Below are 22784 nucleotides of genomic sequence, written 5' to 3'. Positions count from 1 at the left end.
GAATTATTCCAGTGCTTTTTTATTTTTTGACTGTTTAATTAAAAAAGATTAGGAAAAAATAAAATCAGGAGGGCAGAAGATGGAGTTATTTTTTAAAACATTATTTATTTATTTGATAACTTTAATTGCTATTCGGTTAATGGGTAAAAGAGAAATAGGTGAATTAACCCCTTTTGATTTAGTAGTCTCTATTATGATAGCTGAATTAGGAGTTTTAATTATTGAAAATGAAGGTATTTCTTTAGTCAAAGGATTAATTCCTATTTTTACTTTAGCTGGTATTGAAATTATTATTGCTTATTTATCATTAAAAAATAGTTTTATTAGAGAGTTAGTTAACGGAAGTCCTACTGTTTTAATTAAAAATGGTGAGTTAATGGTAGAAGAAATGACTTCCTCGCGGTATACAATTCATGATTTATTAACTCAATTGAGAGAAAACGGGATCTTTAATATTTCAGATGTTGAGTTTGCTGTGTTAGAGACATCAGGTGAATTAACAGTACTACCTAAATCTCAAAAAAGGGGCCTTACACCAGAAGATTTAGGTTTGGAAACAACATATGAAGGTTTACCAATTGTATTGATTGAAGACGGTAGGATTAATTATGAAGGATTATATCAATCAAAATTAGATGAAGATTGGTTATTAAATGAATTAGAATCTAGAAATATTAGTCAACCAACAGAAGTAATATTAGCAGCATTAGAGACAGATGGTAATCTTTATATTTCTACTAAGTAATTAACATGTAAAAAAACGATATTATTGCTTAGTTAGTAGAATAATAAAAATAGTAACTTAACAAAGGAGGGATTTTAATGAGTCAAGAACCTAAAGATAAAGAACAAGAGCGTAGAGACGAAATAGTCTCTGAGATTAATCCAGATGATGTGGATAAAGGAGAAGAGTTACCTGGTTTTAAAAAAATCAACGGTACTTTAGGACAACTAGAGAAAGAACGTGATTTAAATCCTGATGATTTTGATAATGAAGTTGATGATTCCGAAACTGAATAAGGAGTTGGTATTATGGCCAAGATTAAGTGCATAGTAGATAGCTGTGCTAATAATAATGATGATGGATTCTGTAAATTAGAAGAGATCCAAGTAACTGCTGATGATAATGGACAGTTTGCTCGCCGGGCCAAAACTACTAAGTGTCAATCTTTTGTTCGAGAGTAAGGCAGGAATTATAATTTACAGAGAGAATAACATACAGCAGGGACAATATTGTCCCTGCTGTAAATAAATTATTAATCTAAACTAAAATTGATAAATCTAAATAGAATAGGGGGATATTTATGTCAGGAAGTGAAAGAAGAAAAAAGTTACTAGAGAGATTACAGGCAACTGACCAGCCAATTACTGGGTCGGATTTCGCTATAGAATTTTCTGTTAGTAGACAAGTAATTGTTCAAGATGTAGCTTTACTACGAGCCCAAGGGGAAGAAATACTAGCTACTTCTCGTGGTTATTTAATTGAAGATAGTAAAAATGAATTAGCTCAGATGACAATTGCTTGCCAACATGATGATACTCCTTTAACAATAAAACAAGAATTAGAGATTATTATTCAATACGGAGGAAGAATTAAAGATGTTACTGTAGAACATTCGATTTACGGAGAATTAAAAGGGGTGTTAATGATTCAATCACAATCAGATATTGAGTCTTTTATTGCTGATTATGAATCTGGTCAAGCTTTATGTTCACTAACAGAAGGAGTTCATTTACATACTATTGAAGCTTTAAACCAAGAAGTATTAAATTTAATTAAAAATAAATTATGTGTAAAGGAGTATTTATTAATTCAAGATTAAGTTGGATTTATAATTAAGTCACTTATTACTTAGTCATTTATGAACACGTAATAAAAACAAAAAACAAACAATAACATATAATAAAGAATAAAAAAATTATAACAAGGAGGAATAAAATGAATAAAGTATCAATTAAAGAACGACAAGAAGATGAAGTAAAAAGAGATTTAGTAGAAGCAACTGCTTTAGAAAAAACAGCTTTAGCAGAATTAATTGATGCAGAAGCAGAAAAACTAAAGAAGATATCTGAATTAGAGGGGATAACAGTTGATAAGTTAATCCAATTACAAGACAACATAAGTACAATTTTAAATACTGGTGTAGAATTACAAAAATTATTCCAAGCAGATCTAGATTTTGCTCAAGGAGACTTAGCAAGTAAAGAAGAAGCAACTGATGAAGAAGTCATAAAAGTAAAAGAAGAAATAAATGAGGTAGAAGAAGATGGAACTAAAAAAGTAGAAAAAGTAATTACTAAGCAAAAAGAAGAATAAAGTAGATACTAGGTTTAAAGTTAATGGCTTAAAAGCGTTCTTCCTGAACAGGAAGAACGCTTTTTCATCTAAAAAGAATAGCTACAAGTAAGAAAGTACAAATTATAAATAAGTTAAAAAATTATTTATTTAATCAGAGAAGAGAAAGGAGTAATCTGATGGCTAAAACAAATAATCTAATTAATGAACAAAGTCCTTATTTACTGCAACATGCTTATAATCCAGTTAATTGGTATCCGTGGAGTGAAGAAGCTTTTCAACGAGCCCAAAAAGAAGATAAACCAGTATTTTTATCCATTGGATATTCTACTTGTCATTGGTGTCATGTAATGGAGCGAGAGTCATTCACAGACAAAGAAGTAGCTGACATACTAAATGAAAACTTTATTTCAATTAAAGTAGATCGGGAGGAAAGACCAGATGTTGATGATATCTATATGTCTGTTTGTCAAACTATGACTGGACAAGGTGGTTGGCCTTTAACAATTATTATGACTCCTGATAAAAAACCTTTTTTTGCTGGTACCTATTTTCCTAAAGAAGCTAAACGAGGTCGGCCAGGACTATTACAAATTTTAAATAAAATTAAGAAAGCTTGGATTAATGAGCGAGAAGAACTCCTAGAATCCAGTGAAAAAATAACAGATATAATCAAGCAGGAAAATCAGAATCAACAACCCCAAGATTTAACTACTACTAAGCTAGAAGATATAGTAGAGACAGGAGTAACTAGTTTAAAAAATAGTTTTGATTCTAAATATGGAGGTTTTGGAAGAGCTCCTAAATTTCCTAGTCCCCATAACTTAATGTTTCTGTTAAGATATTGGAAAACAACAGAAGACCAGGAAGCTTTAAATATGGTAGAAAAAACTTTAGATAGTATGCAGCAAGGAGGGATTTATGATCAAATTGGTTTTGGATTTTCTCGCTATTCTACCGATGATAAATGGTTAGTACCTCACTTTGAAAAAATGTTATATGATAATGCTTTATTAGCTATGGTTTATCTAGAAGCTTACCAAATATTAGATAAAAAGGATTATGCTCAAGTAGCTCAGGAAATTTTAACTTATATCAGTCGAGATATGACTTCAGAAGAAGGAGCTTTTTATTCAGCAGAAGATGCTGATTCAGAGGGAAAAGAAGGGAAATATTACCTGTGGACTCCTGAAGAAATAAAGAAAGTACTAGGAAATAAGAAAGGACAAGAATTCTGTCAAACTTATAATATTACTCAAAACGGAAATTTCAAAGGCCAGAATATACCTAATTTAATAGGGACAAATAAGAGTAAATCAGAAATAAATAATCAATTTGCTACTGCTAAAGAGAAGTTATTCGAAGCCCGAGAAACAAGAATTCGTCCCGACCAAGATGATAAAATCTTAACTGGTTGGAATGGATTAATGATTGCTACCTTTGCTAAAGCAAGTCAAGTTTTAGAAAAAGAGGAATACTACACAATAGCTAAAGAAGCTGCCCAATTCATTTGGGATAATTTAAGACGAGCTGAAGATGGACGTTTATTAGCTAGATATAGGCAAGGAGAAGCAGATTATTTAGGTTATGTCGATGATTATGCCTTCTTTATCTGGGGATTAATAGAATTGTATGAAGCTGGATTTAATCCGGATTATCTAGAACAAGCTTTAACTTTAAACCGGGATTTGATTCACTACTTTAGTGACCAAGAAGCAGCAGGACTTTATTTGTATGGTGATGATGGAGAAAAGTTAATTACTAGACCTAAAAGAATACGTGATGGAGCACTACCATCAGGTAATTCAATAGCTACCTTAAACTGGTTACGTTTAGCTAAGTTAGTTGAAGATGAAGAACTACAAGAGATGGTTAGAGAGCAAGTAGAATATTTTTATCAGCAATTACAACAAAGACCATCTGCTTATACAGCCTTTTTAATGTCAGTATTATTTATTCAGGAAGTAGGACAAGAAATTGTAATAGTTGGTCAATCTATAACTGAGGAATTTGAAGAAATGATTAATTTTACTCAGCAAGAATTTATGCCTTTTAGTACAACAGTAGTCAAAGAAGAAGAGGTCAATATAACTGATACAGTCCCTAGTTCATCTAGTTATAAACAAATAGAAAATAAGCCAACTGCCTATATCTGCCAAAATTTTAGTTGCCAATCACCTGTCACAACAGTAAAAGAATTTAAAGAATTAGTTACTAATTCTTTAAATTCATAACTATTTGATGATAATTAAACTGGCAGTTAAATTAATAAAGGAGGCAGTAAAGTTGCGTTTAGGAGCAGACTTTTACCAACAGGATGCTTTAACTGTAGCAAAACAATTGATTGGACAAGTTATTGTCCGGCATCTAGAAGGTACTAAAGTAAAATGCCGGATAGTGGAGACAGAAGCCTATATTGGGCCTGAAGATAAAGCCTGTCATGCTTATCAAAACAAACGAACTAATCGCACTGAGGCTATGTTTGGTCCGGCTGGTTTTACTTATATTTACTTAATTTATGGTCTGCACCATTGTTTTAATATTGTAACTGGTAGACAAGATAAACCAGAAGCAGTATTAATTAGGGCTGTAGAACCACTAACTGGAATAGATACAATTCAAAACAGACGACAGATTAAGAGTAACTTAAAAAAAGATTTAACTAATGGACCAGGAAAATTATGTGAAGCATTGCAAATAGATAAAAGTTTTAATCAATATGATTTAACTAGTGGAGAAGAATTATATCTAAGCAAACAAGAAGAAGGTTTTTCAATAGCAACTTCGCCGCGGATTAATATTGATTATGCTCAAGAGTATACAAAAAAGGAGTGGAGATTTTTTATACCAGACAATCCTTTTGTGTCCCAATGATTAGTAACAATTTTGAATAGTTCAACTTTAGAGACAGGAGAATATTTTATTACCTAGAATACATAGCAATACTAGTAGAAATTTTTAAAATTAGTAGTCGAGAAGGAGAGATAAAAATGCAAGCAGAAATTTTAGATTTATTAGAGGATAATAGTAAATTAAGTCCAGCCAAAATAGCTACTTTATTAGATGCTCCACTGGATGAAGTAAAAGAAAAAATTAATAATTTAGAAGAGGAGAATGTAATTGTTAAGTATCATACTTTGATTGATTGGGATAAAACAGATAAAGAAATTGTAACAGCTTTTATTGATGTTAAAGTAACACCTGAGCGCGACTTAGGTTTTGATGCTGTAGCAAAAAGAATCTATAAATTCTCCGAGGTTACTTCAGTTTATCTAATGTCAGGTGGGTATGACTTATCTGTACAAGTAGAAGGTAAGACAATGCATGAAGTCGCTTTATTTGTAGCGGAAAAACTAGCTACAATTAATCATGTAGAAAGCACAACAACTCATTTTATGTTAAAGACTTATAAAAAAGATGGAGTTATTTTTAAAGAAGGAACAGAAGCAGCTGAGCGGCTAGTGGTATCACCATGAATTGGGAACAGTTAATTTCAGCCCGAGTTAAAGAAATTTCCCCTTCGGGAATCAGAAAATTCTTTGATTTAGTATCCGGAGTAGATGATGTGATTTCTTTAGGAGTAGGGGAACCTGATTTTGTTACTCCTTGGCATATTAGAGAAAGTGCTTTTTATTCACTAGAACAAGGAGCTACTATGTATACTTCTAATTATGGCTTATTGGAGTTAAGAGAAGAGATTGCTCAACAGACAAAGGAAAAGTATGATCTAACATATGATCCCGAAGAAGAGGTATTAGTTACTGTAGGAGTCAGTGAAGCAGTGGATTTGGCATTACGGACTCTATTAGATCCGGGAGAAGAATTACTATTGCCAGAACCTAGTTATGTTTCTTATGAACCTACAACTCAATTAGCTGGTGGAGAAGTAGTTCAGATACCTACTAGTAGACAAGATAATTTTAAGTTGACCGCAGAACAGTTACAACAAGCAATCACTCCGCGTAGTAAAGCCTTAGTGCTCTGTTATCCTAATAATCCTACTGGAGCTATTATGGAACGAGAAGATTTATTAGAGATAGCTGAAATAGTAAAAGAGCATGATTTAATTGTCTTAGCAGATGAAATCTATAGTGATTTAACTTATACTGGAGAGCATACTAGCTTTGCTAGTCTACCGGGAATGAAAGAGCGAACTATTGTCTTTAATGGTTTTTCAAAAGCTTATGCTATGACAGGTTGGAGAGTAGGTTATGTACTAGCTCCTCAACCAGTCATCAAGGCTATGATGAAAGTGCACCAATATACGATGTTGTGTGCTCCAATTATGAGCCAGAATGCTGCTCTAGAAGCCTTAAAAAATGGAGCAGATAGAAAGAAAGAAATGTTTATAGAATATAATAGACGACGTAGAGTAATTGTTAAAGGATTAAATGAGTTAGGGCTGGATTGTTTTGAACCGCAAGGTTCTTTTTATGCTTTTCCTTCTATCAAATCAACTGGATTGACATCAGAAGAGTTCTCTCAGAAACTACTCGAGGAGGAAGGGGTAGTAGTGATCCCTGGTAATGTTTTTGGAGCTAGTGGAGAAGGATTTATTCGTTGTTCCTATGCTACTTCTTTAGATGATATTTACGAAGCCTTAAATAGAATCGAAAATTTTGTTAATAAAATATAATTAGTAGAGAGATTAATCTCTCTACTAATTATTATTCTAAACTTTCAACTACTACTCCAATCAGTCCTGGGCCAGTATGGACTACCATAACTGGACTGATCTGACCAAAAAAAGTTTCTTGAACATTATCTAGTTTTTCAAATCGAGCTAGTAAGTCTTGAGCTTTGGATAAAGCATTGCCATGCATTACGCTAACTCTACTAGCTCCTTGTTTGATTTTTTCTTTAGCTATGTTAAAAAGTTGATTAATAGATTTTTTTCGTCCTCTAGTTTTTTGGTAAGTATAATATTCTCCTTGTTGGTTAATAGAGATAATTGGTTTAATATTTAACAAATCACCAATTGTTCCTTTTACTTGTCCAATCCGCCCCCCTTTACGTAGATATTTTAAGTTTTGAAGTACGAAAAATACTTCTGTATTCTTTATTTTTTGTTGTGTTTTAGTGACTAATTCGGGCCAAGGTACTTGTTGCTTGATTAAATCAGCAGCATATAAGACAACACTACCTAGGCCCATTGATAGTGCTTTAGAATCAATAACTTCTACTGTGATATCTTCTAGTTGTTGACTGACCATTTGGACTAGATTATAAGTTCCACTTAAGCCACTGGAAATATGGAGTGCAATTATATGAGTATAGCCTGCTTCTTGTAGATTAAGAAGTTTATCCTTTATTTCTTCAGGAGCTGGCATAGAAGTAGTAGGAACTTCAGTAACTAGTTGGTCATAAACTGTTTGGGGCTGGATTTCAACCTTATCACGATACTCTTGATCCGAATAGATAATTTTAAGCGGGACCATACTAACTGGTAACTGATCTAGTAAATCGGATGGTAAATCACAAGTGCTATCTGTTAAGATACCTATTTTTTTCATTATCATTCCACCTTTTAGTGTTAATTTTGATATTTAAATTGTATCACAAACATTATAATATGACAATAGCGTTAATTTTATGTATAATGTCACTAATTGGAGGTGAGACTATGACTACAGATTATACTTGTCCTAAATGTAGCAATAATAATTACGAGACAGATACCTTTTCTGCTACTGGAGGGGGCTTATCTAAATTATTTGATGTGCAAAGTAAGAAATTTACTACAATAACTTGTAGCAAATGTGGTTATACTGAACTTTTTAAAGAAGATACCAGTACTTTAAGTAATATTTTTGATTTCTTTACTGATTAATAAATAGAAGGTGTGTGGTAGTAAATGATAAGTGTTATTCCGATTGCTATAGCATTAGCTTTAGATGCTTTTGGAGTTGCTTTAGGAATAGGCTGCGGTAGTCAAATAAAGTCGCAAGAGAAATTAGGGCTGATTTTTTCTTTTGGTTTATTTCAATTTCTATTTTCTTTATTAGGAGCTATAGTAGGTAATTATATTGATAGTCATTTCTTTAGTATCAGTGGTTATGTTAGTGGGCTTATAATTTTATTATTAGGATTATTTTTGATTAAAGAAGGTTATCAACAAGAGGAAACTTATATTTACCACAATCTTACTTTTATGACTTATATTATTTTAGGTGTTAGTGTTAGCATTGATGCTTTAGGAGTTGGTTTTTCCGTTCTTTATAATTTAAATCTAGTTACAATCATTAGTAAAACTATTGTCATTGGAGTAGTTACTAGTTTATTAACTTTTAGTTCTCTAGTAATAGCTAACTACATTAAAAACTTCAGTTTGGTGGAAAAATATGCAGATTATTTAGGAGGTATTATTCTGGTTGTTTTTGGGCTAAATATGATGTTGTAGTATCTTCTTAAACCTGAGCCAGGGCTTAAACCCTGGCTGTTAGTTTATCTTTTCTTCATCCAGTTGAGAGCCTTGCCTAATAAAAAAGCACCAGCAAAGGTTAAGAGTAATGTTGAATAGAGATTATCTTTTTTAGGTTCCTGCTGCCTAGTATTACTTAATTGATTCTTGATTCTAGTAAGCATTATTTCTCCCTCCTTAACAAGTTAAACTTATTATTATTTTGTCTTAAGTAGTAATCTAATATCCTACACGAAATATTGTAAAAATGTAATTTAAAGTTAGTACCAAAATTTTAAAATTGCATTGTTTTAGAGAATATAATATAATAGATAATAAGCTAGTTATAGTTTGATTGTGAGGTGAAAAATTATGCGACAGAAAGTGCTGATTAGTTTATTAATAGTACTGATTTTAGTAATTACTGGCTGTCAAAATCAAGGAGAGTTAATCTATCAGGATCAAACAAAATTAGATGGAGACCAGTTTACTGGTAACTACCTTAACCAAAAGCAGGCTACTGTAATTACACCGCAAAATATAGAAAGTTTAAGAGGCGAACTAAGAGGAATCCAGAATTTAGAATTAGAAACTGGACTAGCAGTCTATGTTACATTAGGTAAACAACCTTCAGGAGGTTATCAGATTAAAATTAAAGAAATCAGACAGCAAGAAAAAAAGCTGTATGTAACTGTTAAAGCAGTTGGCCCAGCTCCAGAAGAAAGTGTAACCCAAGTAATTACTTATCCGCAGGATGTTGTTAAAGTACCACTCACTAAAGATGAAATCAATCAAGTAGTCTTTTTATCTACCCAGCAAGAAAAATTAATTACTCTTGCGGTAAATTAAGTTTATAGTTTCTATTTGCACAAATTGCTCATATATGTTATACTGTCTTAGCAAACTGAATAATTGAGATAGAGGGTGCAATTATCAAGAATACCTAATAAAGGGAAAGGGATAATTGCCGAAACAGTCAATCTGTTGGTCTTATATCGAATAGATATAAGACTGTCGCTATCTATTAGTGGAGTACTATCTCACCGATTAGCAACTGACAGCTCTGGTGAGTGAAAAACTTTCCAGAGTTTTTTTAATGGTCATTAATATTTATAACAAGGAGGAAAGAACATGGAAAGTTATGGTATATTATCATTATTACCACCGTTACTAGCTATTTTGTTAGCTTGGTGGAGTAAGGAAGTGTTGATTTCTTTATTTACTGGTTTACTTGTCGGAGCAACTATTTTAGCTGATTTTAACCCATTGGTAGGATTTATGAAGACTCTTGATACTTATATTGTAGGCTCTTTAACAGATTCTTGGAATGCATCTATTTTACTTTTCTTATTGATTTTATCAGGTATGGTAGGGATTATTACTAAATCAGGAGCTACTAATGCCATTGCTGATTTTATAGCTAAGAAGGCTAAAACAGCTAAAAGAGCCCAATTAGCTACTTGGATTATGGGGATTTTGATCTTTTTTGATGATTACGCTAATAGTTTAATTGTAGGAAATACAATGCGGTCAATTACTGACAAACTGAAAGTTTCTCGAGAAAAATTAGCTTATATTGTTGATTGTACTGCTGCTCCAGTAACTAGTATGGCTTTTATTTCTACTTGGGTAGGTTATGAGATGGGCTTAATCCAAGATGCTTTTTCTAAGTTAGGAATTGAAGCTAATGTTTATTCTACTTTTATCAAAACAATCCCGTATCGTTTTTATAGTATCTTAGCTTTGGTAATGGTCTTTATAATAATTAAGACTGGTAAAGACTTCGGGCCAATGTGGGAAGCAGAAAATAGAGCTAGAACTACAGGTAAATTATTAGCTGATGGAGCTAGCCCAATGGCTTCAGAAGAATTAACAGATATGGAGCACAAAGAAAATAATAATATGAAGTGGCATGATGCCTTTTTACCTATTATTTCAGTAATTATAATTGCTTTAATTGGTCTTTGGTATGATGGTGGAGGTATGGCAGCAGATGTAAGTATTAGACAAGCCTTTGGTGATGCTGATTCTAGTGTCGTATTATTATGGGCTTCCTTTAGTGGTACTCTAGTAGCAGGTCTTTTGGCGTTATTTAAATCTAATTTAGCAGTCGAAGAAGTAGTGGATAGTTGGGTGAATGGGGCTAAAGCATTAGCTACAGCCTGTGGAATTTTAATTTTAGCTTGGTCACTAGGAACAGTAATTGATAAACTAGGCACAGCAGATTATATTGTAGCTATGACTAAAGGATTCATCCCTCCTTATTTGCTACCAACAATGATGTTTATTATTCCTGCTATAGTAGCTTTTTCTACAGGTACTTCTTGGGGTACTAACGCAATTATTATGCCGTTAGCTATTCCTATGGCCTTTGAATTTGGAGCACCTATGTTACCAACAATTGGTTCAGTATTAACTGGTTGTGTACTAGGAGATCACTGTAGTCCTATTTCAGATACTACAATAATGTCTTCCACAGCATCAGCAGCAGACCATATTGATCATGTTAATACGCAATTACCTTATGCTCTAATGGTAGGAGCAGTATCAATAGTATTTGGTTTTCTACCAGCTGGATTTGATCTGCCTTATTGGGTAGTTTTTCCGTTATTAGCCCTAGGATGTATTGCTTTATATTTATTGGTTAATTTCTATGGTTCGCAAGTTGAAGAAGTGGAAGTTACAACAGAAGATAAAGAACGAGTTGCCTAGTTTGTCCAGATCCCAGCGGATTTCCCGCTGGGATTTTTAATTTTAAGTAATAAAAAAATAAATTAGGAATACGATTATACTAAGAAGATGATGGATTTTAAGTTGAAAAAAGGAGGGATTTTAATGAGGTTAAAGCAGAATATAACTTTAATTACATTAGTAATCTGTTTGTTAGGTTTATTAGTGGGAATTAATAACCTGGATATTTTATCTTTTTCTGCTGTTCAAGATAAATCAGCACGAGGAGAAGAAATCAAAGTAGATAACTCTAGCTCCCCAACTCAACATCAGGATAATATAGAAATTATCTGGGATGTATCTAACAGTATGTGGGCTACAGTGGATAAACAACATAAAATTTCACTCTCTAAAGAAATTTTACATACAATAGTTAACCAACTTCCTAAGCAAGTCAATTTAGGACTTAGAGTCTTTGGTAGTAAACAACATCAAGATAACAAATCTTTATTGGCCATCCCTCTAGCTACAAATAACCGATTAAAAATAACTAGTTTTATAAATCGAGTAACTCCTGCTGGCAAATCACCTATTGGACTAAATTTATTACAGGCTAAAAAAGATTTGGTTGCTACAGATGGTAGAAAACATATTATCTTAGTAACTGATGGGCAAGATACTGGCCGAATTATGCCAAATAATATAATCCAAGAGATTAAACAATTAGGAATTAAAACTCATGTAATTCATGTAGGAGAAATCAAACAACAAAAGCAGCTCCAATTAAAATCACTAGCTAAGTTAGGGGATGGGAAGTATTTTACTTATTTTGAAGCAAAACAAATAGTGCCCACACTTAACTTTGATTAAATAACAGAAATTGATTTTTAATAAAGGAAGAAACTATAATCTATAGAATAAATTAAAAAGAAGTGTAATTTAGAATAAACTATAATAATTAGTTAAGAATAACAAATAATACGGAGGTGCTAAAATGAATAAACTAAAAAAGCTGTTAATTTTATTAATTACAGTATTTATTGTAAGCAGTATTTTTTTAGGTTTGGGAGTTAATTTCTTTACAGATTGGTTATGGTTTGAAAATCTAAACTTTGCTGATACATTTTGGACGATTATTACTGGTAAGATAGGATTCAAATTAGGAACTTGGTTGTTAGTTTCGAGTATTGTATTAATTAATTTACTAGTTACTAAACCCAAAGTGATGGATTTTTGGCAGCGAATTAAAGAGCGAAAAGAAAATCAAGGTGAAGATGTAGTTGAATTAAACCCAGTTGAGTCTAGTAAATGGTTAAAATTCATCACTCCTGGTAAAATAACTTTAGTTTATCTATTTGCTAGTTTAGTTATTGGTTTTATCTTTAGTAATGTTAGCTCTAGAGGTTGGGAGGTTTTGCTTAAGTTTTTAAATAGTACTTCTTTTGGACAAACAGATCCTTTATTTAGTAAGGATCTAGGATTTTATATCTTTAAGTATCCTTTTTATAATTTACTTTATCAATTACTAAGTTTAGCTTTGATATTATCTGGAGTTGTTTCGGGGGCTATTTATCTACTAACTTCTAGTGGTAGTTCTTTCTTCAATAAATTAAATAGTAATCATATTAAGTACCATTTATCTATTTTATTAGCTATCTTTTTTGGACTAAAAGCTTGGGGTTATCGACTTGATATGTTTAAATTACTTTATTCAGGTCGAGGAGTAGTATTTGGAGCTAGCTATACAGATGTTAATGCTCAATTGCTAGCTTTAAAAGTATTATTTGTAATCTCAATTATAGTTGCTATCTTTATTTTTAGCAATATCTTCTTTAAAAATCTCAAGTTTATTATTGGAGGAGTTGTTGCTTTAGTTGTAGCTTCACTTGTATTAGGTAATCTATATCCTACTTTTATCCAACAATATCAGGTAGAACCAAATGAAATAAATCGAGAAGCACCTTATATTAAACATAATATTGAATTTACTCAACAAGCTTATAATTTAGACGAGATTGAGGAACGAGAGTTCCCAATTGAGGAAAAGATGACCTATGAGGATATAACTAATAATCAAACGACAGTTGATAATATTAGACTTTGGGATACTAGACCTTTAAAATCAACTTATGGTCAATTACAAGAAATTAGATCCTATTATTCGTTTAATGATATAGATGTTGATCGTTATAAAATCAATGGTGATTTACAACAAGTAATGTTAGGAGCCAGAGAGTTAAACCAAGATTTATTACCTGATCGAGCCCAAACTTGGGTTAATAAACGCCTCAATTATACCCACGGGTTTGGCTTAGCTATGAGTCCAGTTAATAAAGTAACTGCTGGAGGCCAACCAGAGTTTATCATTCAAGATGTACCACCTAAAAGTAAAGGACCTCAGATTAAACAGCCTCGAATTTATTATGGGGAGTTAACTAATGAATACGTAGTAGCTAATACTAAAGCGCAAGAATTTGATTATCCCCAAGGCAATAAAAATAAATATTATACATATCAAGGTAGTGGAGGAATAAAATTAGATTCGTTGGCTAAAAAAGTAGGCTTTGCCCTCAAGTATGGTACCTTAAAATTGTTATTAAATAATGATATTACTGCTGATAGCCGATTAATGTTTAGAAGAAATATTAAATCTCGAGTCCAAAGAGTAGCTCCCTTCTTAAGATATGATCAAGATCCTTATTTAGTGATTGGAGATAAAGATAGACTATACTGGATTCAAGATGCTTATACAACTACTAATCTATATCCTTATTCAGAACCACAAGACTGGGGAAATTATATTAGAAACTCTGTTAAGGTGGTAATTGATGCTTATACAGGACAGATGAAGTTTTATGTAGTTGATTCTTCTGATCCATTAATTCAAACATACCAAAAGATTTTTCCTGAGTTATTTACTGCTCAATCTGAAATGCCTCAGAAGATCAAAGATCACCTTCGGTATCCAGTAGATTTATTCAATATCCAAACTCAGATGTATAATAACTATCACATGCGGGATCCTAAAGTGTTTTATAATAAGGAGGACCTCTGGAATATTCCCCAAGAGAGTTATACTGATATAGAAAATCAAAATAATACTACAACTACAGGATCTCAGGTCGATATGGAGCCTTATTATATTCTAATGAATCTTTCTGAAGAGCAAAAAGAAGAATTTTTATTGATGTTACCTTTCACTCCGCAGAAAAAGAATAACTTAAATGCCTGGTTAGCAGCTAAACCAAATGGTGAATTAGTCTTATATAGATTCTCCAAACAAGAATTAATTTATGGGCCAATGCAGATTGAAGCGCGGATTGATCAGGATTCTAATATCTCTAAACAGTTAAGTCTATGGAATCAACAAGGTTCTAATGTAATCAGAGGTAATCTACTAACTATTCCACTTGGAAAATCACTATTATATGTAGAACCAATCTATTTACAAGCTGAACAAGGTGAATTGCCAGAGCTAAAAAGAGTTATAGTCTCTCATGGAGAAGGGTTAGCTATGGCTCGTAATCTCGAACTAGCTATTCAAAAATTATTTGGAGTAACTAAAGAAGACCAAGAGGAAACTCGAGCTGATTTACCACCAGAAACAGAACAGTCCGCTACTGTAAAAAGTTTAATAGCAGAAATTGATGATTTGTATCAGCAAGCTCAAGAGGAATCACAAGCTGGGAACTGGAGTCAATATGGTGAATTGCTACAGGAATTAGAGGATAAATTAAATAAACTAAAAGACAGAGTAGAATAATTTATACTAGTTTAGTACAGGATTAATCTATGACAATAAGAAATATACCTAAAGAGAAGGCTGAATTGGTAAAGGATGATAATTATATTTTTATTGTTGTCATTAGTATTTACTTTTAAATTAAGAGAAGATAGTAAAGAGAGGGGGATTTATAGTGGAAACCAAACAGCAATTAAAAGAGTTATCAGAAACAGTAGGTGTGTCAGGTTATGAAGCAGACTTAGCCCACCAAGTAGGACAACTCTTTAGTAATTATGTAGACCAGATTAAATATGATACCTTAGGTAATCTAATTGGTTATCAAGCTGGAGAAAGTAAGGATAGTCTCCAGGTTATGCTAGCAGCTCATATCGATGAAATCGGATTGATGGTTACAGATATAGAAGAAGGTTTTTTAAGGTTTACTACAGTAGGAGGGGTGGATTATAGAACACTAGTAGGCCAAGAAGTGGTAGTTCATAGTAGTCAGAAAAACTTTAAGGGTATTATCGGGGCCAAACCTCCTCATGTACAGACTAAAGAAGAAAGAAAAAAGGCTTATCAGTCTGAGGATATGTATATTGACTTAGGTTTACCAGCTGATAAAGTGGTAGATGAGGTTGAAATAGGGGATATTATCTCTTTAGCTAGAGATTTTCAGGATTTAGAACAGGATAGAGTAACAGGTAAAGCCCTTGACGATCGTGCTGGTATCTTAGTTATTTTACATACCTTACAGGAATTACAGAAGTTACGCCAGCAAGTTGATTTATATCCTGTGGCTACCGTCCAAGAAGAAGTAGGGGTTAGAGGAGCTACTACTAGCACTTATGGAATAGTACCGGATATTGGAGTAGCAATTGATGTTTGTCACGGAACTATGCCTGGTGTTGATGACGAAGATGCTTCTGAATTAGGCGAGGGGCCAGCAATAGGATTTGGGCCTCATGTCCATCCTAAATTATTTAATAAGTTAGAGAGTATTGCTGATAAATTAGAATTACCTTATCAAGTAGATCCTTCTAATACTCCTTCTGGAACTGATGCTTATGCTATTCAAATTACTAGATCTGGAGTTCCTACTGCTTTAATTTCGATTCCATTACGGTATATGCATACCTCAGTGGAGACTTTAGAGCTCCAAGATATCAAACGAGCCGGTAGATTATTGGCCCACTTTATTGCTGAGATAGATGGCGAGCTAGAGGAGGAATTAACATGCTGTTAGAGAAGTTAACAGAAGCTATTGGAGTTTCCGGTCGCGAAGAGGAAGTAAGAGAGATAATTAAAGCAGAGATAATAGATTATGTAGATGAGATCAAGACTGATAGTTTAGGTAATCTGATTGCTTATCAAGCAGGAGATGATAGCCAACCTACAGCTATGTTGGCTGCTCATATGGATGAGATTGGGTTAATGATTAGTGATATTACAAGTGATGGGCTGCTTAAGTTTAAACCAATTGGGGGACTTGATAAACGAGTCCTAGTCTCTAAACAAGTAACAGTTGGCCCGGATAAAATTCCTGGGGTTATTGGAGCTAAAGCAATCCATCTTCAGGAGCCTGAAGAAAGAAGAAAGCCACTGGATTATAGTAACTTATATATAGATATTGGCACTGCTAGTGAAGAAGAAAGTAAGAAGTTAATTGAGTTAGGAACTATGGCTACCTTTAATACACAGTTTGATCAGCTAGGAAGCCAGACTGCTAAAGGGAAAGCCTTTGATGATCGAGTAGGGTGTGCTAGTTTAATAAAGTTATTACAAGCTCAGACAGATATTTCTTTATATGCTGTCTTTACTACTCAAGAGGAGGTAGGGGCTAGAGGAGCTAATATTGCTGCTTATAATATCAACCCTGATTTAGCTTTAGTATTAGAAGCAACAACAGCTTCTGATGTGCCAGATAGTAAGGAAGCTCAATATTCTACAAGCTTGGGCCAAGGGCCAGCCTTAACTATCCGCGATAGTAGAGTAATCCCTGATCAAACAATTGTGCAGACACTGCTTAAAACTGCTCAGGAGCAAGATATTAATTACCAATTCCGTAAATCTACTAGTGCTGGTAATGACGCAGGAACAATTCAGTTAACTAAAGAAGGAATTCCTACTGCAGTTGTTTCTGTACCTTGTCGTTATATCCATTCTCCTGTTTCCCTAATCAATCTAGCTGATTACCAAGCTACAACCAAGTTAGTAACATCATTCTGTCGTAAAGTTGCTAAAGGAGGAATTAGTGATGAAAAAATTAATTAAAAAACTGGTAGAAACTTATGGGCCAGCTGGTGCTGAAGCAGAGATTAGAGAAGTTATTAAAGCAAAAATAAAGGATCATGTAGACCAGATTAAAGTGGATACTATGGGGAATTTAATTGCTCTTAAGAAAGGAAGAAGTTCAGATCATAAAGTCATGCTGGCAGCCCATATGGATGAAATAGGAGTGATTGCTACTCATATTGATGAAGATGGATTTATTCGTTTTTCTCCAGTAGGTGGAGTACCTACTTATACTCTATTAGGGGAGCGAGTTTTATTTAACGGCCAGACAGTTGGAGTTATAGACAAAGAAGAAGAAGTAGAGGAAATAAATAAATTACAGCCAGCTAAAATGTATATTGATATTGGAGCAAGCAGTCACCAGGAAGCAGCAGAAAAGATCAGTTTAGGAGATACAGCCTGTTATTATCGCCAGCTGAACAATCTAGGAGATAGAATAACAGCTAAGTCCTTAGATGATCGAGCAGGTTGTGCAGTACTAATAGATAGTCTACAAAGATTAAATCAGCCAACTTATGATACCTACTTTGTCTTTACTACCCAAGAAGAAGTTGGTACCCGAGGCTCACAAGTCTCAGCTTATGGAATTGATCCTGATCTAGGTATAGCAGTGGACCTAACTTTAACAGGTGATACTCCAGAAGCTAAATGCAGACCTATGTCCTTAGGAGACGGGCCAGCTATAAAAGTAAAAGACCGGAGTGTACTAGCTAATCCGCAAGTTAAAGATTTATTAGTCGAGTTGGCCCAAGCTAACGAGATACCTTACCAGCTAGAGGTACTCCAGGCTGGCGGTACAGATGCAGGAAGTATGCAATTAACTAAAGATGGTGTTTTAGCAGGAGCAATTTCTATTCCCGCCCGTTATGTCCATTCTCCATCAGAGATAATTGATATATCTGATCTAGAAAATGGAGTTAAATTATTAAATCAGCTACTAACTAGTAGTTATAAACAAATATTATAAATTTTATTTGCCGCCATAAGGCGGCCTTTTTTTATTTATATCTCTTCTATTAGTACTAAAAAATAATAATTATCTAGTCTAATTAGAATTATAAAGAACCTGCCTGCATAATTTATTAGTAAGAACTCTTATAAAGGAGAGGCTAAGATGAAAAAAATTAAGATTATTACTACTGGTGGTACTATTGCCATGGGCCCAGATGAAACAACTCACCAGATGGTACCCCAATTATCAGGTGCAGATTTGTTACAACAGATTCCTCAACTAGAAAGTATGGCCCAACTGGAATTAATCCAGTATACTAATCTGGATAGTTCCCAGTTACAGCCCGAATCAATTCTGGAGTTATCTCAATTAGTAGAAAATTCTTTAGCTCAAGATGATATCAGTGGGGTAATAATTACTCATGGGACAGATACTTTAGAAGAAACAGCTTATTTACTTGATTTAATGATTAATCATCCTAAACCAGTAGTTCTCACAGGAGCATTACGTAGCTTTAAACAACCTAGTTCGGATGCAACTGCTAATCTGATTCAATCATTACAAACAATTCTAGAGCCTCATAGTAAGAATCGAGGCGTTTTAGTTGTGCTTAATAATTTAATTCATGCTGCTCGTTTTGTAGCTAAGACCCATACTAATAAACTAGAGGCTATTTCTTCTTTACACCATGGGCCATTAGGAACTATTGATCACTGTGGAGTCCATTATTTTGCTTCACTTAAACCCCAAGTAACAGTTAAAACCTCCTCTTTAACTAACCAAGTAGAGATTATCAAATTAGGTGTTGGTAGCACTGATAATTTAATCCAAGCAGCTTTAGATGCTGGTTGTCAAGGGTTAGTAATTGAAGCTTTTGGGGTAGGCACTTTACCCTACGAGGTGACTCCTGGTCTCCAGCGAGCTAAAAAGAAAAGAGTTCCAGTAGTAATCACTTCTCGAGCTCGAGAAGGTAGAGTCTACAATCTCTATGGAGCTTCGGCTGGGGAAGTAGAAATTGCTGATTTAAATTTAATTTTTGGTGAAAATTTAACTAGTGCCCAGGCTAGATTACTATTAATGTTATTATTAAGTCAAGACAAATCTATTCCAGAGATTAGAGAATTTATCAATTTAGAACTGAAAACGTAATTAATTTAATAGGAGGTAGAGCAAATGCAACAATTTAAACCACAACGAGTCTTAATAGAACATGATGCCTTAGATTATCCACTAGGTAAAAAGATAGAGAAGCAATTTAGCAACCAGGAAATCCCTATAGATTATATAGAATCGCATAATAGAGTCCGAGCTGAAGAAGATATGGAACCTCCGGCTTTATTTAATTGGAATAAGGAAACATTAGTAGTTGGGGTTAAAAAGACACTTAATTTTAAATCTTGTCAACCATCTGCTGACTATCGATTAGTAACTAGCACTAGTTGTCCGGCTAAATGTGAGTACTGTTATTTGGCTAAGAATTTAGGTACAGCTTCCTATGTGAGAGTTTATGTTAATCTAGATGAAATTTTAAAGGCTGTTAAAAAGCATATTAGAAAGGGGCACGGGGAGATTGTTACCTTTGAAGCTAGTAGTTCTTCTGATCCAGTAGCTGTTGAGCACTTAACAGGTTCGCTGCAAAGAATTATTAACTATTTTGCTAAGCAGCCCAAAGGGCGGTTAAGAGTAGTTACTAAATTTGCTAATGTAGAACCTGTTTTAAATTTAGAGCATAATGGTCATACTAGATTTAGATTTAGTCTTAATAGTAAGTATGTAATAGATACCTTTGAACATTTGACTGCTGATTTAGAGGAAAGAATTAAAGCAGCAGGTAAGATTCAAGAAGCTAATTATCCTTTAGGCTTTATTTTAGCTCCACTAATGATCTATGATGGTTGGCAAGAGGATTACTCTCAATTATTAAACCAACTCCAACAGGAGTTAGTAAATCCTCAAGATGAAAGATTGACTTTTGAATTGATTATGCATCGCTTTAGCACCCGCTCTAAGAATTTAATTGAAAAGAGATTTCCTAATTCTCAATTAGAGTTAAATAAAGATAAATATCACCATAAAGGTTTTGGGAAGTATGTTTATCCGGAAGAACAGGCTACAGAATTAAAAGAATTCATTACTGCTAAAATAAATGAATTATTCCCCAAAGCAGAAGTGGAGTACTTTACTTAAAAATAATTAGTTTTTAAGGGGTTGATGACAATTAATGAGTACAAAGCACTACGAATTATCTCGATTGCTTTTAAAGTACTAGCTGGTTTCGCATTATTATTTACTTTATTGGTTACTTTTGTTAATATAATCCAGAATCCTAACATGGGGCCACAAACTCATCCGAATCCAATTATCGCCTTTTTTAATACTTTATTTCCTATTCTATTTGGTCTATTCCAGAGTTTATTCTTATATGCTAGCAGTGAGTTGATTTTATTACTAATTGATATGAAGGATAATTTAGAAGATATAAATCATAAATTATAATAGTGTCAGTAGTGAGTGTGAGGAATGAGTGACTGTAAACTCACACTCATTCCTCACACCCACACATATTATTTTAAGATTTCCTCTATTTTCTTTTCTATTTCCTGCCAAGTATGCACTCGAGGAATTGCTCCTTCGTAATGGTGATTATGATCCATATCCATTAAAAACACAGGAATTTCTAATTCCTTAATAGCTAGTAGATTCTTTAACTTATCATCAACAAATGCTTCTACATCTTCTTGCTGACAGCTAGCAGCTTTATCTTGACTGTGAATTAGTTTATCAAAGGGGATTTCGTGTTCTGCTAACCACTGCCGAGTTACATCATTATATCTCTCTTCTCGAGCAGTAATTAAAATAATCCGATTACCTTGTTTTTGTAAGTTAGTTAAAACCTCTTTAGCTTTAGTATAAGGACTTACTTGTCCGAAGATTTTTCCACCTTCTGTTTCCATAAACTCCTCTATCTCTTCTAACTGAAGATCATAAGCTTTTGTAAAGTCATAAACTTGTTTCTTTTTTTCTTCTAAATCGAAATAATTACAGATCCGCTGGTGCCAGATATTAGCACTGCCTTTACCTTCATCAGTTAAAACAGCATCAATATCAAACCCAAGTACATGTCCCATTATATCCCTCCAATTAAGCTGCTGATTCTCTCTCTTGTTCTTTAGTAAGCAATAGATTAAGTGCTGCCTCGGCTGCTTGTAAATGTTTAGCATCGGGTTCAACAGTAGTGAATCGCTGGACTAAAAAGGGAATTGATAATAATCTGTCGGGGATAAATAATAATAATTCATAAGCTACCCCTAATAATAATAGAGTTTGAGCATACAGGTTAAACCCTAATCCAAAATATTCTATAACAAAGGTTAAAATTAGATATAAGGCTATTAAATTAGTTCCACATCGTCTAGCTAGACGAGAATGAGAGGCTATATCACTATTAAACTCGGATTGATAGTAATTAACTGCTTTATGCTCTGCTCCATGGAATTTAAAGACTTCCTGGAATACTGTATGGCGTAAAGTGATTAATAAGACCACTAATAACCCCCAATAAAAGATTGAGGGTAGAAAGAAGATGCTATTGACCACTTGATTACTGCTAGCAGGATATAAAATAAAGTAAGTTTCTAAAGCAATATCAGCAGATATTAATAACAAAATAGGCCAAAAACGTTTAGGCTGACTAGCAGCTTCTTTAAAGAAAAAGTACAACGAGAATAAAAGACTAAAAACCCCTCTTAAAATAGGAATCTTTTTGGCTAATTGATACAATTTATTATCAGCTAAGGCATTACTACCTACTTGATAGACTAGTCTTTCTTCTTGATAATAAGCTTTCACAGAGTAGTGTTCTCCAAATAAAGCTACCCCATTTTTATAGGCTCGACCTCCAATGCGCATAAATTTCACCCCCAACTATTAAATAGTGTATTCTTTTTATCCTTAGATGTCAACAATGATTTAGTAAGATAAATTTATTTCTTGATATTATTTAGGTAAATTGATATAATATAGGCACAATCAAATAATTAAGCTAGGGGTGCCTTAGATGGCTGAGAGGAGTTTAACTCCAACCCTGTAACCTGACCTAGGTAATACTAGCGTAGGGAAGCTGGTAATAAAGATAATTATGTACCTCTGGGGGCTTCCTTACATTTATAGGGAAGCCCCCTTTTTTTAATTAAACAACAATATATATCTTATAATTATTCACCTGAATGAAAGGAGGGTAGAGATGAAAATAACTTTAAATGGAGAAGAGGAAACATTAGAAACAGAAATTTCATTAATTGATTTTCTAACTGCTAGAAATTTAGATCCGGATAAGCTAGTAATAGAATATAATCAAGAAATAATTTCCCGAGAAGAATGGGCCAACATTACTTTACAAGATGGAGACCAATTAGAAGTATTAAGGTTTGTAGGAGGAGGATGTTAA

General features: G+C 33.4%; 26 protein-coding genes and 2 riboswitches. Of the genes, 22 read left to right on the top strand and 4 right to left on the bottom strand.

Translation table 11 applies throughout. The annotated features are described in order from the left end of the window. The first annotated feature begins 79 nt into the window (after positions 1–79). The 9 genes from ACYQ3D_RS09140 to ACYQ3D_RS09100 all read left to right on the top strand — a co-directional run bounded on the left by ACYQ3D_RS09140 (position 80) and on the right by ACYQ3D_RS09100 (position 6932). Positions 80–745 (top strand): YetF domain-containing protein, encoded by a 666-nt coding sequence (locus ACYQ3D_RS09140; protein WP_459838003.1) that lies wholly within the window; start codon positions 80–82, stop codon positions 743–745. A gap of 77 nt (positions 746–822) precedes the next feature. After that, positions 823–1020 (top strand): hypothetical protein, encoded by a 198-nt coding sequence (locus tag ACYQ3D_RS09135; protein ID WP_459838001.1) that lies wholly within the window; start codon positions 823–825, stop codon positions 1018–1020. Between the two features lie 12 nt (positions 1021–1032). After that, positions 1033–1185, top strand: coding sequence for a DUF1540 domain-containing protein (locus ACYQ3D_RS09130; RefSeq protein WP_459838000.1), 153 nt, complete (start codon positions 1033–1035; stop codon positions 1183–1185). Between the two features lie 119 nt (positions 1186–1304). Next, entirely contained in the window at positions 1305–1823 is a 519-nt protein-coding gene (locus ACYQ3D_RS09125) for a transcription repressor NadR (RefSeq protein WP_459837998.1), read from the top strand. Positions 1824–1939: 116 nt separating this feature from the next. After that, positions 1940–2317, top strand: coding sequence for an alpha-helical endospore appendage domain-containing protein (locus ACYQ3D_RS09120; RefSeq protein WP_459837997.1), 378 nt, complete (start codon positions 1940–1942; stop codon positions 2315–2317). Between the two features lie 158 nt (positions 2318–2475). After that, complete coding sequence (locus ACYQ3D_RS09115) at positions 2476–4530, top strand: thioredoxin domain-containing protein (protein ID WP_459837995.1); 2055 nt, start codon at positions 2476–2478, stop codon at positions 4528–4530. 52 nt (positions 4531–4582) lie between these two features. Then, positions 4583–5170 carry a DNA-3-methyladenine glycosylase gene (locus ACYQ3D_RS09110; protein WP_459837993.1) on the top strand — a complete coding sequence of 196 codons (588 nt, stop codon included), beginning with the start codon at positions 4583–4585 and terminating at the stop codon, positions 5168–5170. Positions 5171–5286: 116 nt separating this feature from the next. Next, entirely contained in the window at positions 5287–5772 is a 486-nt protein-coding gene (locus ACYQ3D_RS09105; protein ID WP_459837991.1) for an Lrp/AsnC family transcriptional regulator, read from the top strand. Next, positions 5769–6932 (top strand): aminotransferase class I/II-fold pyridoxal phosphate-dependent enzyme, encoded by a 1164-nt coding sequence (locus tag ACYQ3D_RS09100; protein WP_459837989.1) that lies wholly within the window; start codon positions 5769–5771, stop codon positions 6930–6932. Before ACYQ3D_RS09105 ends, ACYQ3D_RS09100 begins: the two co-directional genes overlap by 4 nt. Positions 6933–6963: 31 nt before the next feature. Here ACYQ3D_RS09100 and ACYQ3D_RS09095 read toward each other — a convergent pair whose 3' ends face one another. After that, a complete protein-coding gene (locus ACYQ3D_RS09095) occupies positions 6964–7809 on the bottom strand; it encodes a DegV family protein (RefSeq protein ID WP_459837987.1) in 846 nt (281 codons plus the stop codon). Positions 7810–7919: 110 nt separating this feature from the next. Between ACYQ3D_RS09095 and ACYQ3D_RS09090 the strand changes: the two genes are divergently transcribed. After that, complete coding sequence (locus tag ACYQ3D_RS09090) at positions 7920–8126, top strand: zinc ribbon domain-containing protein (RefSeq protein ID WP_459837986.1); 207 nt, start codon at positions 7920–7922, stop codon at positions 8124–8126. Positions 8127–8150: 24 nt separating this feature from the next. Next, entirely contained in the window at positions 8151–8696 is a 546-nt protein-coding gene (locus tag ACYQ3D_RS09085) for a manganese efflux pump MntP (RefSeq protein ID WP_459837984.1), read from the top strand. 44 nt (positions 8697–8740) lie between these two features. On the opposite strand, the gene ACYQ3D_RS09080 is transcribed toward ACYQ3D_RS09085, so the two are convergent. Next, the gene (locus tag ACYQ3D_RS09080; RefSeq protein WP_459837982.1) at positions 8741–8881 is read right to left on the bottom strand and encodes a hypothetical protein; all 141 of its coding nucleotides are present in this window, start codon (positions 8879–8881) and stop codon (positions 8741–8743) included. 187 nt (positions 8882–9068) lie between these two features. Between ACYQ3D_RS09080 and ACYQ3D_RS09075 the strand changes: the two genes are divergently transcribed. The 10 genes from ACYQ3D_RS09075 (at position 9069) to ACYQ3D_RS09030 (ending at position 20833) form a co-directional block, all read left to right on the top strand. Beyond that, complete coding sequence (locus ACYQ3D_RS09075; RefSeq protein ID WP_459837980.1) at positions 9069–9545, top strand: protease complex subunit PrcB family protein; 477 nt, start codon at positions 9069–9071, stop codon at positions 9543–9545. 61 nt (positions 9546–9606) lie between these two features. Then, positions 9607–9742, top strand: a riboswitch (Lysine riboswitch). Between the two features lie 85 nt (positions 9743–9827). Further along, positions 9828–11408: a Na+/H+ antiporter NhaC family protein gene (locus tag ACYQ3D_RS09070; protein WP_459837978.1), complete on the top strand. Its 1581-nt coding sequence runs from the start codon at positions 9828–9830 to the stop codon at positions 11406–11408. A gap of 123 nt (positions 11409–11531) precedes the next feature. Further along, complete coding sequence (locus ACYQ3D_RS09065; RefSeq protein WP_459837977.1) at positions 11532–12236, top strand: vWA domain-containing protein; 705 nt, start codon at positions 11532–11534, stop codon at positions 12234–12236. Positions 12237–12360: 124 nt separating this feature from the next. Beyond that, positions 12361–15129, top strand: a complete 2769-nt coding sequence (locus ACYQ3D_RS09060; RefSeq protein WP_459837976.1) for a UPF0182 family membrane protein — start codon at positions 12361–12363, stop codon at positions 15127–15129. Between the two features lie 154 nt (positions 15130–15283). Then, a complete protein-coding gene (locus ACYQ3D_RS09055; RefSeq protein ID WP_459837975.1) occupies positions 15284–16336 on the top strand; it encodes a M42 family metallopeptidase in 1053 nt (350 codons plus the stop codon). Next, complete coding sequence (locus tag ACYQ3D_RS09050) at positions 16327–17364, top strand: M42 family metallopeptidase (protein ID WP_459837974.1); 1038 nt, start codon at positions 16327–16329, stop codon at positions 17362–17364. Before ACYQ3D_RS09055 ends, ACYQ3D_RS09050 begins: the two co-directional genes overlap by 10 nt. Beyond that, complete coding sequence (locus tag ACYQ3D_RS09045) at positions 17348–18352, top strand: M42 family metallopeptidase (RefSeq protein WP_459837972.1); 1005 nt, start codon at positions 17348–17350, stop codon at positions 18350–18352. The genes ACYQ3D_RS09050 and ACYQ3D_RS09045 overlap by 17 nt, the downstream gene beginning before the upstream one ends. Positions 18353–18499: 147 nt before the next feature. Further along, positions 18500–19486: an asparaginase gene (locus tag ACYQ3D_RS09040; protein WP_459837970.1), complete on the top strand. Its 987-nt coding sequence runs from the start codon at positions 18500–18502 to the stop codon at positions 19484–19486. Positions 19487–19510: 24 nt separating this feature from the next. Next, positions 19511–20524 carry a spore photoproduct lyase gene (gene splB / locus ACYQ3D_RS09035; protein ID WP_459837969.1) on the top strand — a complete coding sequence of 338 codons (1014 nt, stop codon included), beginning with the start codon at positions 19511–19513 and terminating at the stop codon, positions 20522–20524. A gap of 24 nt (positions 20525–20548) precedes the next feature. Further along, entirely contained in the window at positions 20549–20833 is a 285-nt protein-coding gene (locus tag ACYQ3D_RS09030) for a hypothetical protein (protein WP_459837967.1), read from the top strand. A 68-nt stretch (positions 20834–20901) separates the two neighbouring features. Here ACYQ3D_RS09030 and ACYQ3D_RS09025 read toward each other — a convergent pair whose 3' ends face one another. Together ACYQ3D_RS09025 and ACYQ3D_RS09020 are read right to left on the bottom strand one after the other, a co-directional pair. Next, on the bottom strand, positions 20902–21465 hold the full coding sequence (locus tag ACYQ3D_RS09025) for a 5' nucleotidase, NT5C type (protein ID WP_459837966.1): 564 nt from the start codon (positions 21463–21465) through the stop codon (positions 20902–20904). 13 nt (positions 21466–21478) lie between these two features. Next, positions 21479–22246, bottom strand: a complete 768-nt coding sequence (locus tag ACYQ3D_RS09020; RefSeq protein ID WP_459837965.1) for a DUF1385 domain-containing protein — start codon at positions 22244–22246, stop codon at positions 21479–21481. A gap of 125 nt (positions 22247–22371) precedes the next feature. Continuing rightward, positions 22372–22472: riboswitch (TPP riboswitch) on the top strand. A gap of 108 nt (positions 22473–22580) precedes the next feature. Between ACYQ3D_RS09020 and thiS the strand changes: the two genes are divergently transcribed. Then, positions 22581–22784 (top strand): sulfur carrier protein ThiS, encoded by a 204-nt coding sequence (gene thiS / locus ACYQ3D_RS09015; RefSeq protein WP_459837963.1) that lies wholly within the window; start codon positions 22581–22583, stop codon positions 22782–22784.

The sequence above is a fragment of the Halanaerobaculum tunisiense genome, from assembly GCF_054657635.1.
The sequence above is the reverse complement of the archived record's forward strand: the minus strand, read 5'-3'. Positions and strand labels throughout refer to the sequence as shown.

What these genes read in the sequence shown, in the direction of transcription:
- ACYQ3D_RS09060 (WP_459837976.1), top strand. Translation starts at nt 12,361, where the DNA reads ATGAATAAACTAAAAAAGCTGTTAATTTTATTAATTACAGTATTTATT.
- ACYQ3D_RS09115 (WP_459837995.1), top strand. Translation starts at nt 2,476, where the DNA reads ATGGCTAAAACAAATAATCTAATTAATGAACAAAGTCCTTATTTACTG.
- ACYQ3D_RS09140 (WP_459838003.1), top strand. Translation starts at nt 80, where the DNA reads ATGGAGTTATTTTTTAAAACATTATTTATTTATTTGATAACTTTAATT.
- ACYQ3D_RS09130 (WP_459838000.1), top strand. Translation starts at nt 1,033, where the DNA reads ATGGCCAAGATTAAGTGCATAGTAGATAGCTGTGCTAATAATAATGAT.
- ACYQ3D_RS09120 (WP_459837997.1), top strand. Translation starts at nt 1,940, where the DNA reads ATGAATAAAGTATCAATTAAAGAACGACAAGAAGATGAAGTAAAAAGA.
- ACYQ3D_RS09020 (WP_459837965.1), bottom strand. Translation starts at nt 22,246, where the DNA reads ATGCGCATTGGAGGTCGAGCCTATAAAAATGGGGTAGCTTTATTTGGA.
- ACYQ3D_RS09100 (WP_459837989.1), top strand. Translation starts at nt 5,769, where the DNA reads ATGAATTGGGAACAGTTAATTTCAGCCCGAGTTAAAGAAATTTCCCCT.
- ACYQ3D_RS09125 (WP_459837998.1), top strand. Translation starts at nt 1,305, where the DNA reads ATGTCAGGAAGTGAAAGAAGAAAAAAGTTACTAGAGAGATTACAGGCA.
- ACYQ3D_RS09095 (WP_459837987.1), bottom strand. Translation starts at nt 7,809, where the DNA reads ATGAAAAAAATAGGTATCTTAACAGATAGCACTTGTGATTTACCATCC.
- splB (WP_459837969.1), top strand. Translation starts at nt 19,511, where the DNA reads ATGCAACAATTTAAACCACAACGAGTCTTAATAGAACATGATGCCTTA.
- ACYQ3D_RS09025 (WP_459837966.1), bottom strand. Translation starts at nt 21,465, where the DNA reads ATGGGACATGTACTTGGGTTTGATATTGATGCTGTTTTAACTGATGAA.
- ACYQ3D_RS09040 (WP_459837970.1), top strand. Translation starts at nt 18,500, where the DNA reads ATGAAAAAAATTAAGATTATTACTACTGGTGGTACTATTGCCATGGGC.
- ACYQ3D_RS09080 (WP_459837982.1), bottom strand. Translation starts at nt 8,881, where the DNA reads ATGCTTACTAGAATCAAGAATCAATTAAGTAATACTAGGCAGCAGGAA.
- ACYQ3D_RS09065 (WP_459837977.1), top strand. Translation starts at nt 11,532, where the DNA reads ATGAGGTTAAAGCAGAATATAACTTTAATTACATTAGTAATCTGTTTG.
- ACYQ3D_RS09070 (WP_459837978.1), top strand. Translation starts at nt 9,828, where the DNA reads ATGGAAAGTTATGGTATATTATCATTATTACCACCGTTACTAGCTATT.
- ACYQ3D_RS09030 (WP_459837967.1), top strand. Translation starts at nt 20,549, where the DNA reads ATGACAATTAATGAGTACAAAGCACTACGAATTATCTCGATTGCTTTT.
- ACYQ3D_RS09090 (WP_459837986.1), top strand. Translation starts at nt 7,920, where the DNA reads ATGACTACAGATTATACTTGTCCTAAATGTAGCAATAATAATTACGAG.
- ACYQ3D_RS09085 (WP_459837984.1), top strand. Translation starts at nt 8,151, where the DNA reads ATGATAAGTGTTATTCCGATTGCTATAGCATTAGCTTTAGATGCTTTT.
- ACYQ3D_RS09050 (WP_459837974.1), top strand. Translation starts at nt 16,327, where the DNA reads ATGCTGTTAGAGAAGTTAACAGAAGCTATTGGAGTTTCCGGTCGCGAA.
- ACYQ3D_RS09075 (WP_459837980.1), top strand. Translation starts at nt 9,069, where the DNA reads ATGCGACAGAAAGTGCTGATTAGTTTATTAATAGTACTGATTTTAGTA.
- ACYQ3D_RS09135 (WP_459838001.1), top strand. Translation starts at nt 823, where the DNA reads ATGAGTCAAGAACCTAAAGATAAAGAACAAGAGCGTAGAGACGAAATA.
- thiS (WP_459837963.1), top strand. Translation starts at nt 22,581, where the DNA reads ATGAAAATAACTTTAAATGGAGAAGAGGAAACATTAGAAACAGAAATT.
- ACYQ3D_RS09105 (WP_459837991.1), top strand. Translation starts at nt 5,287, where the DNA reads ATGCAAGCAGAAATTTTAGATTTATTAGAGGATAATAGTAAATTAAGT.
- ACYQ3D_RS09045 (WP_459837972.1), top strand. Translation starts at nt 17,348, where the DNA reads ATGAAAAAATTAATTAAAAAACTGGTAGAAACTTATGGGCCAGCTGGT.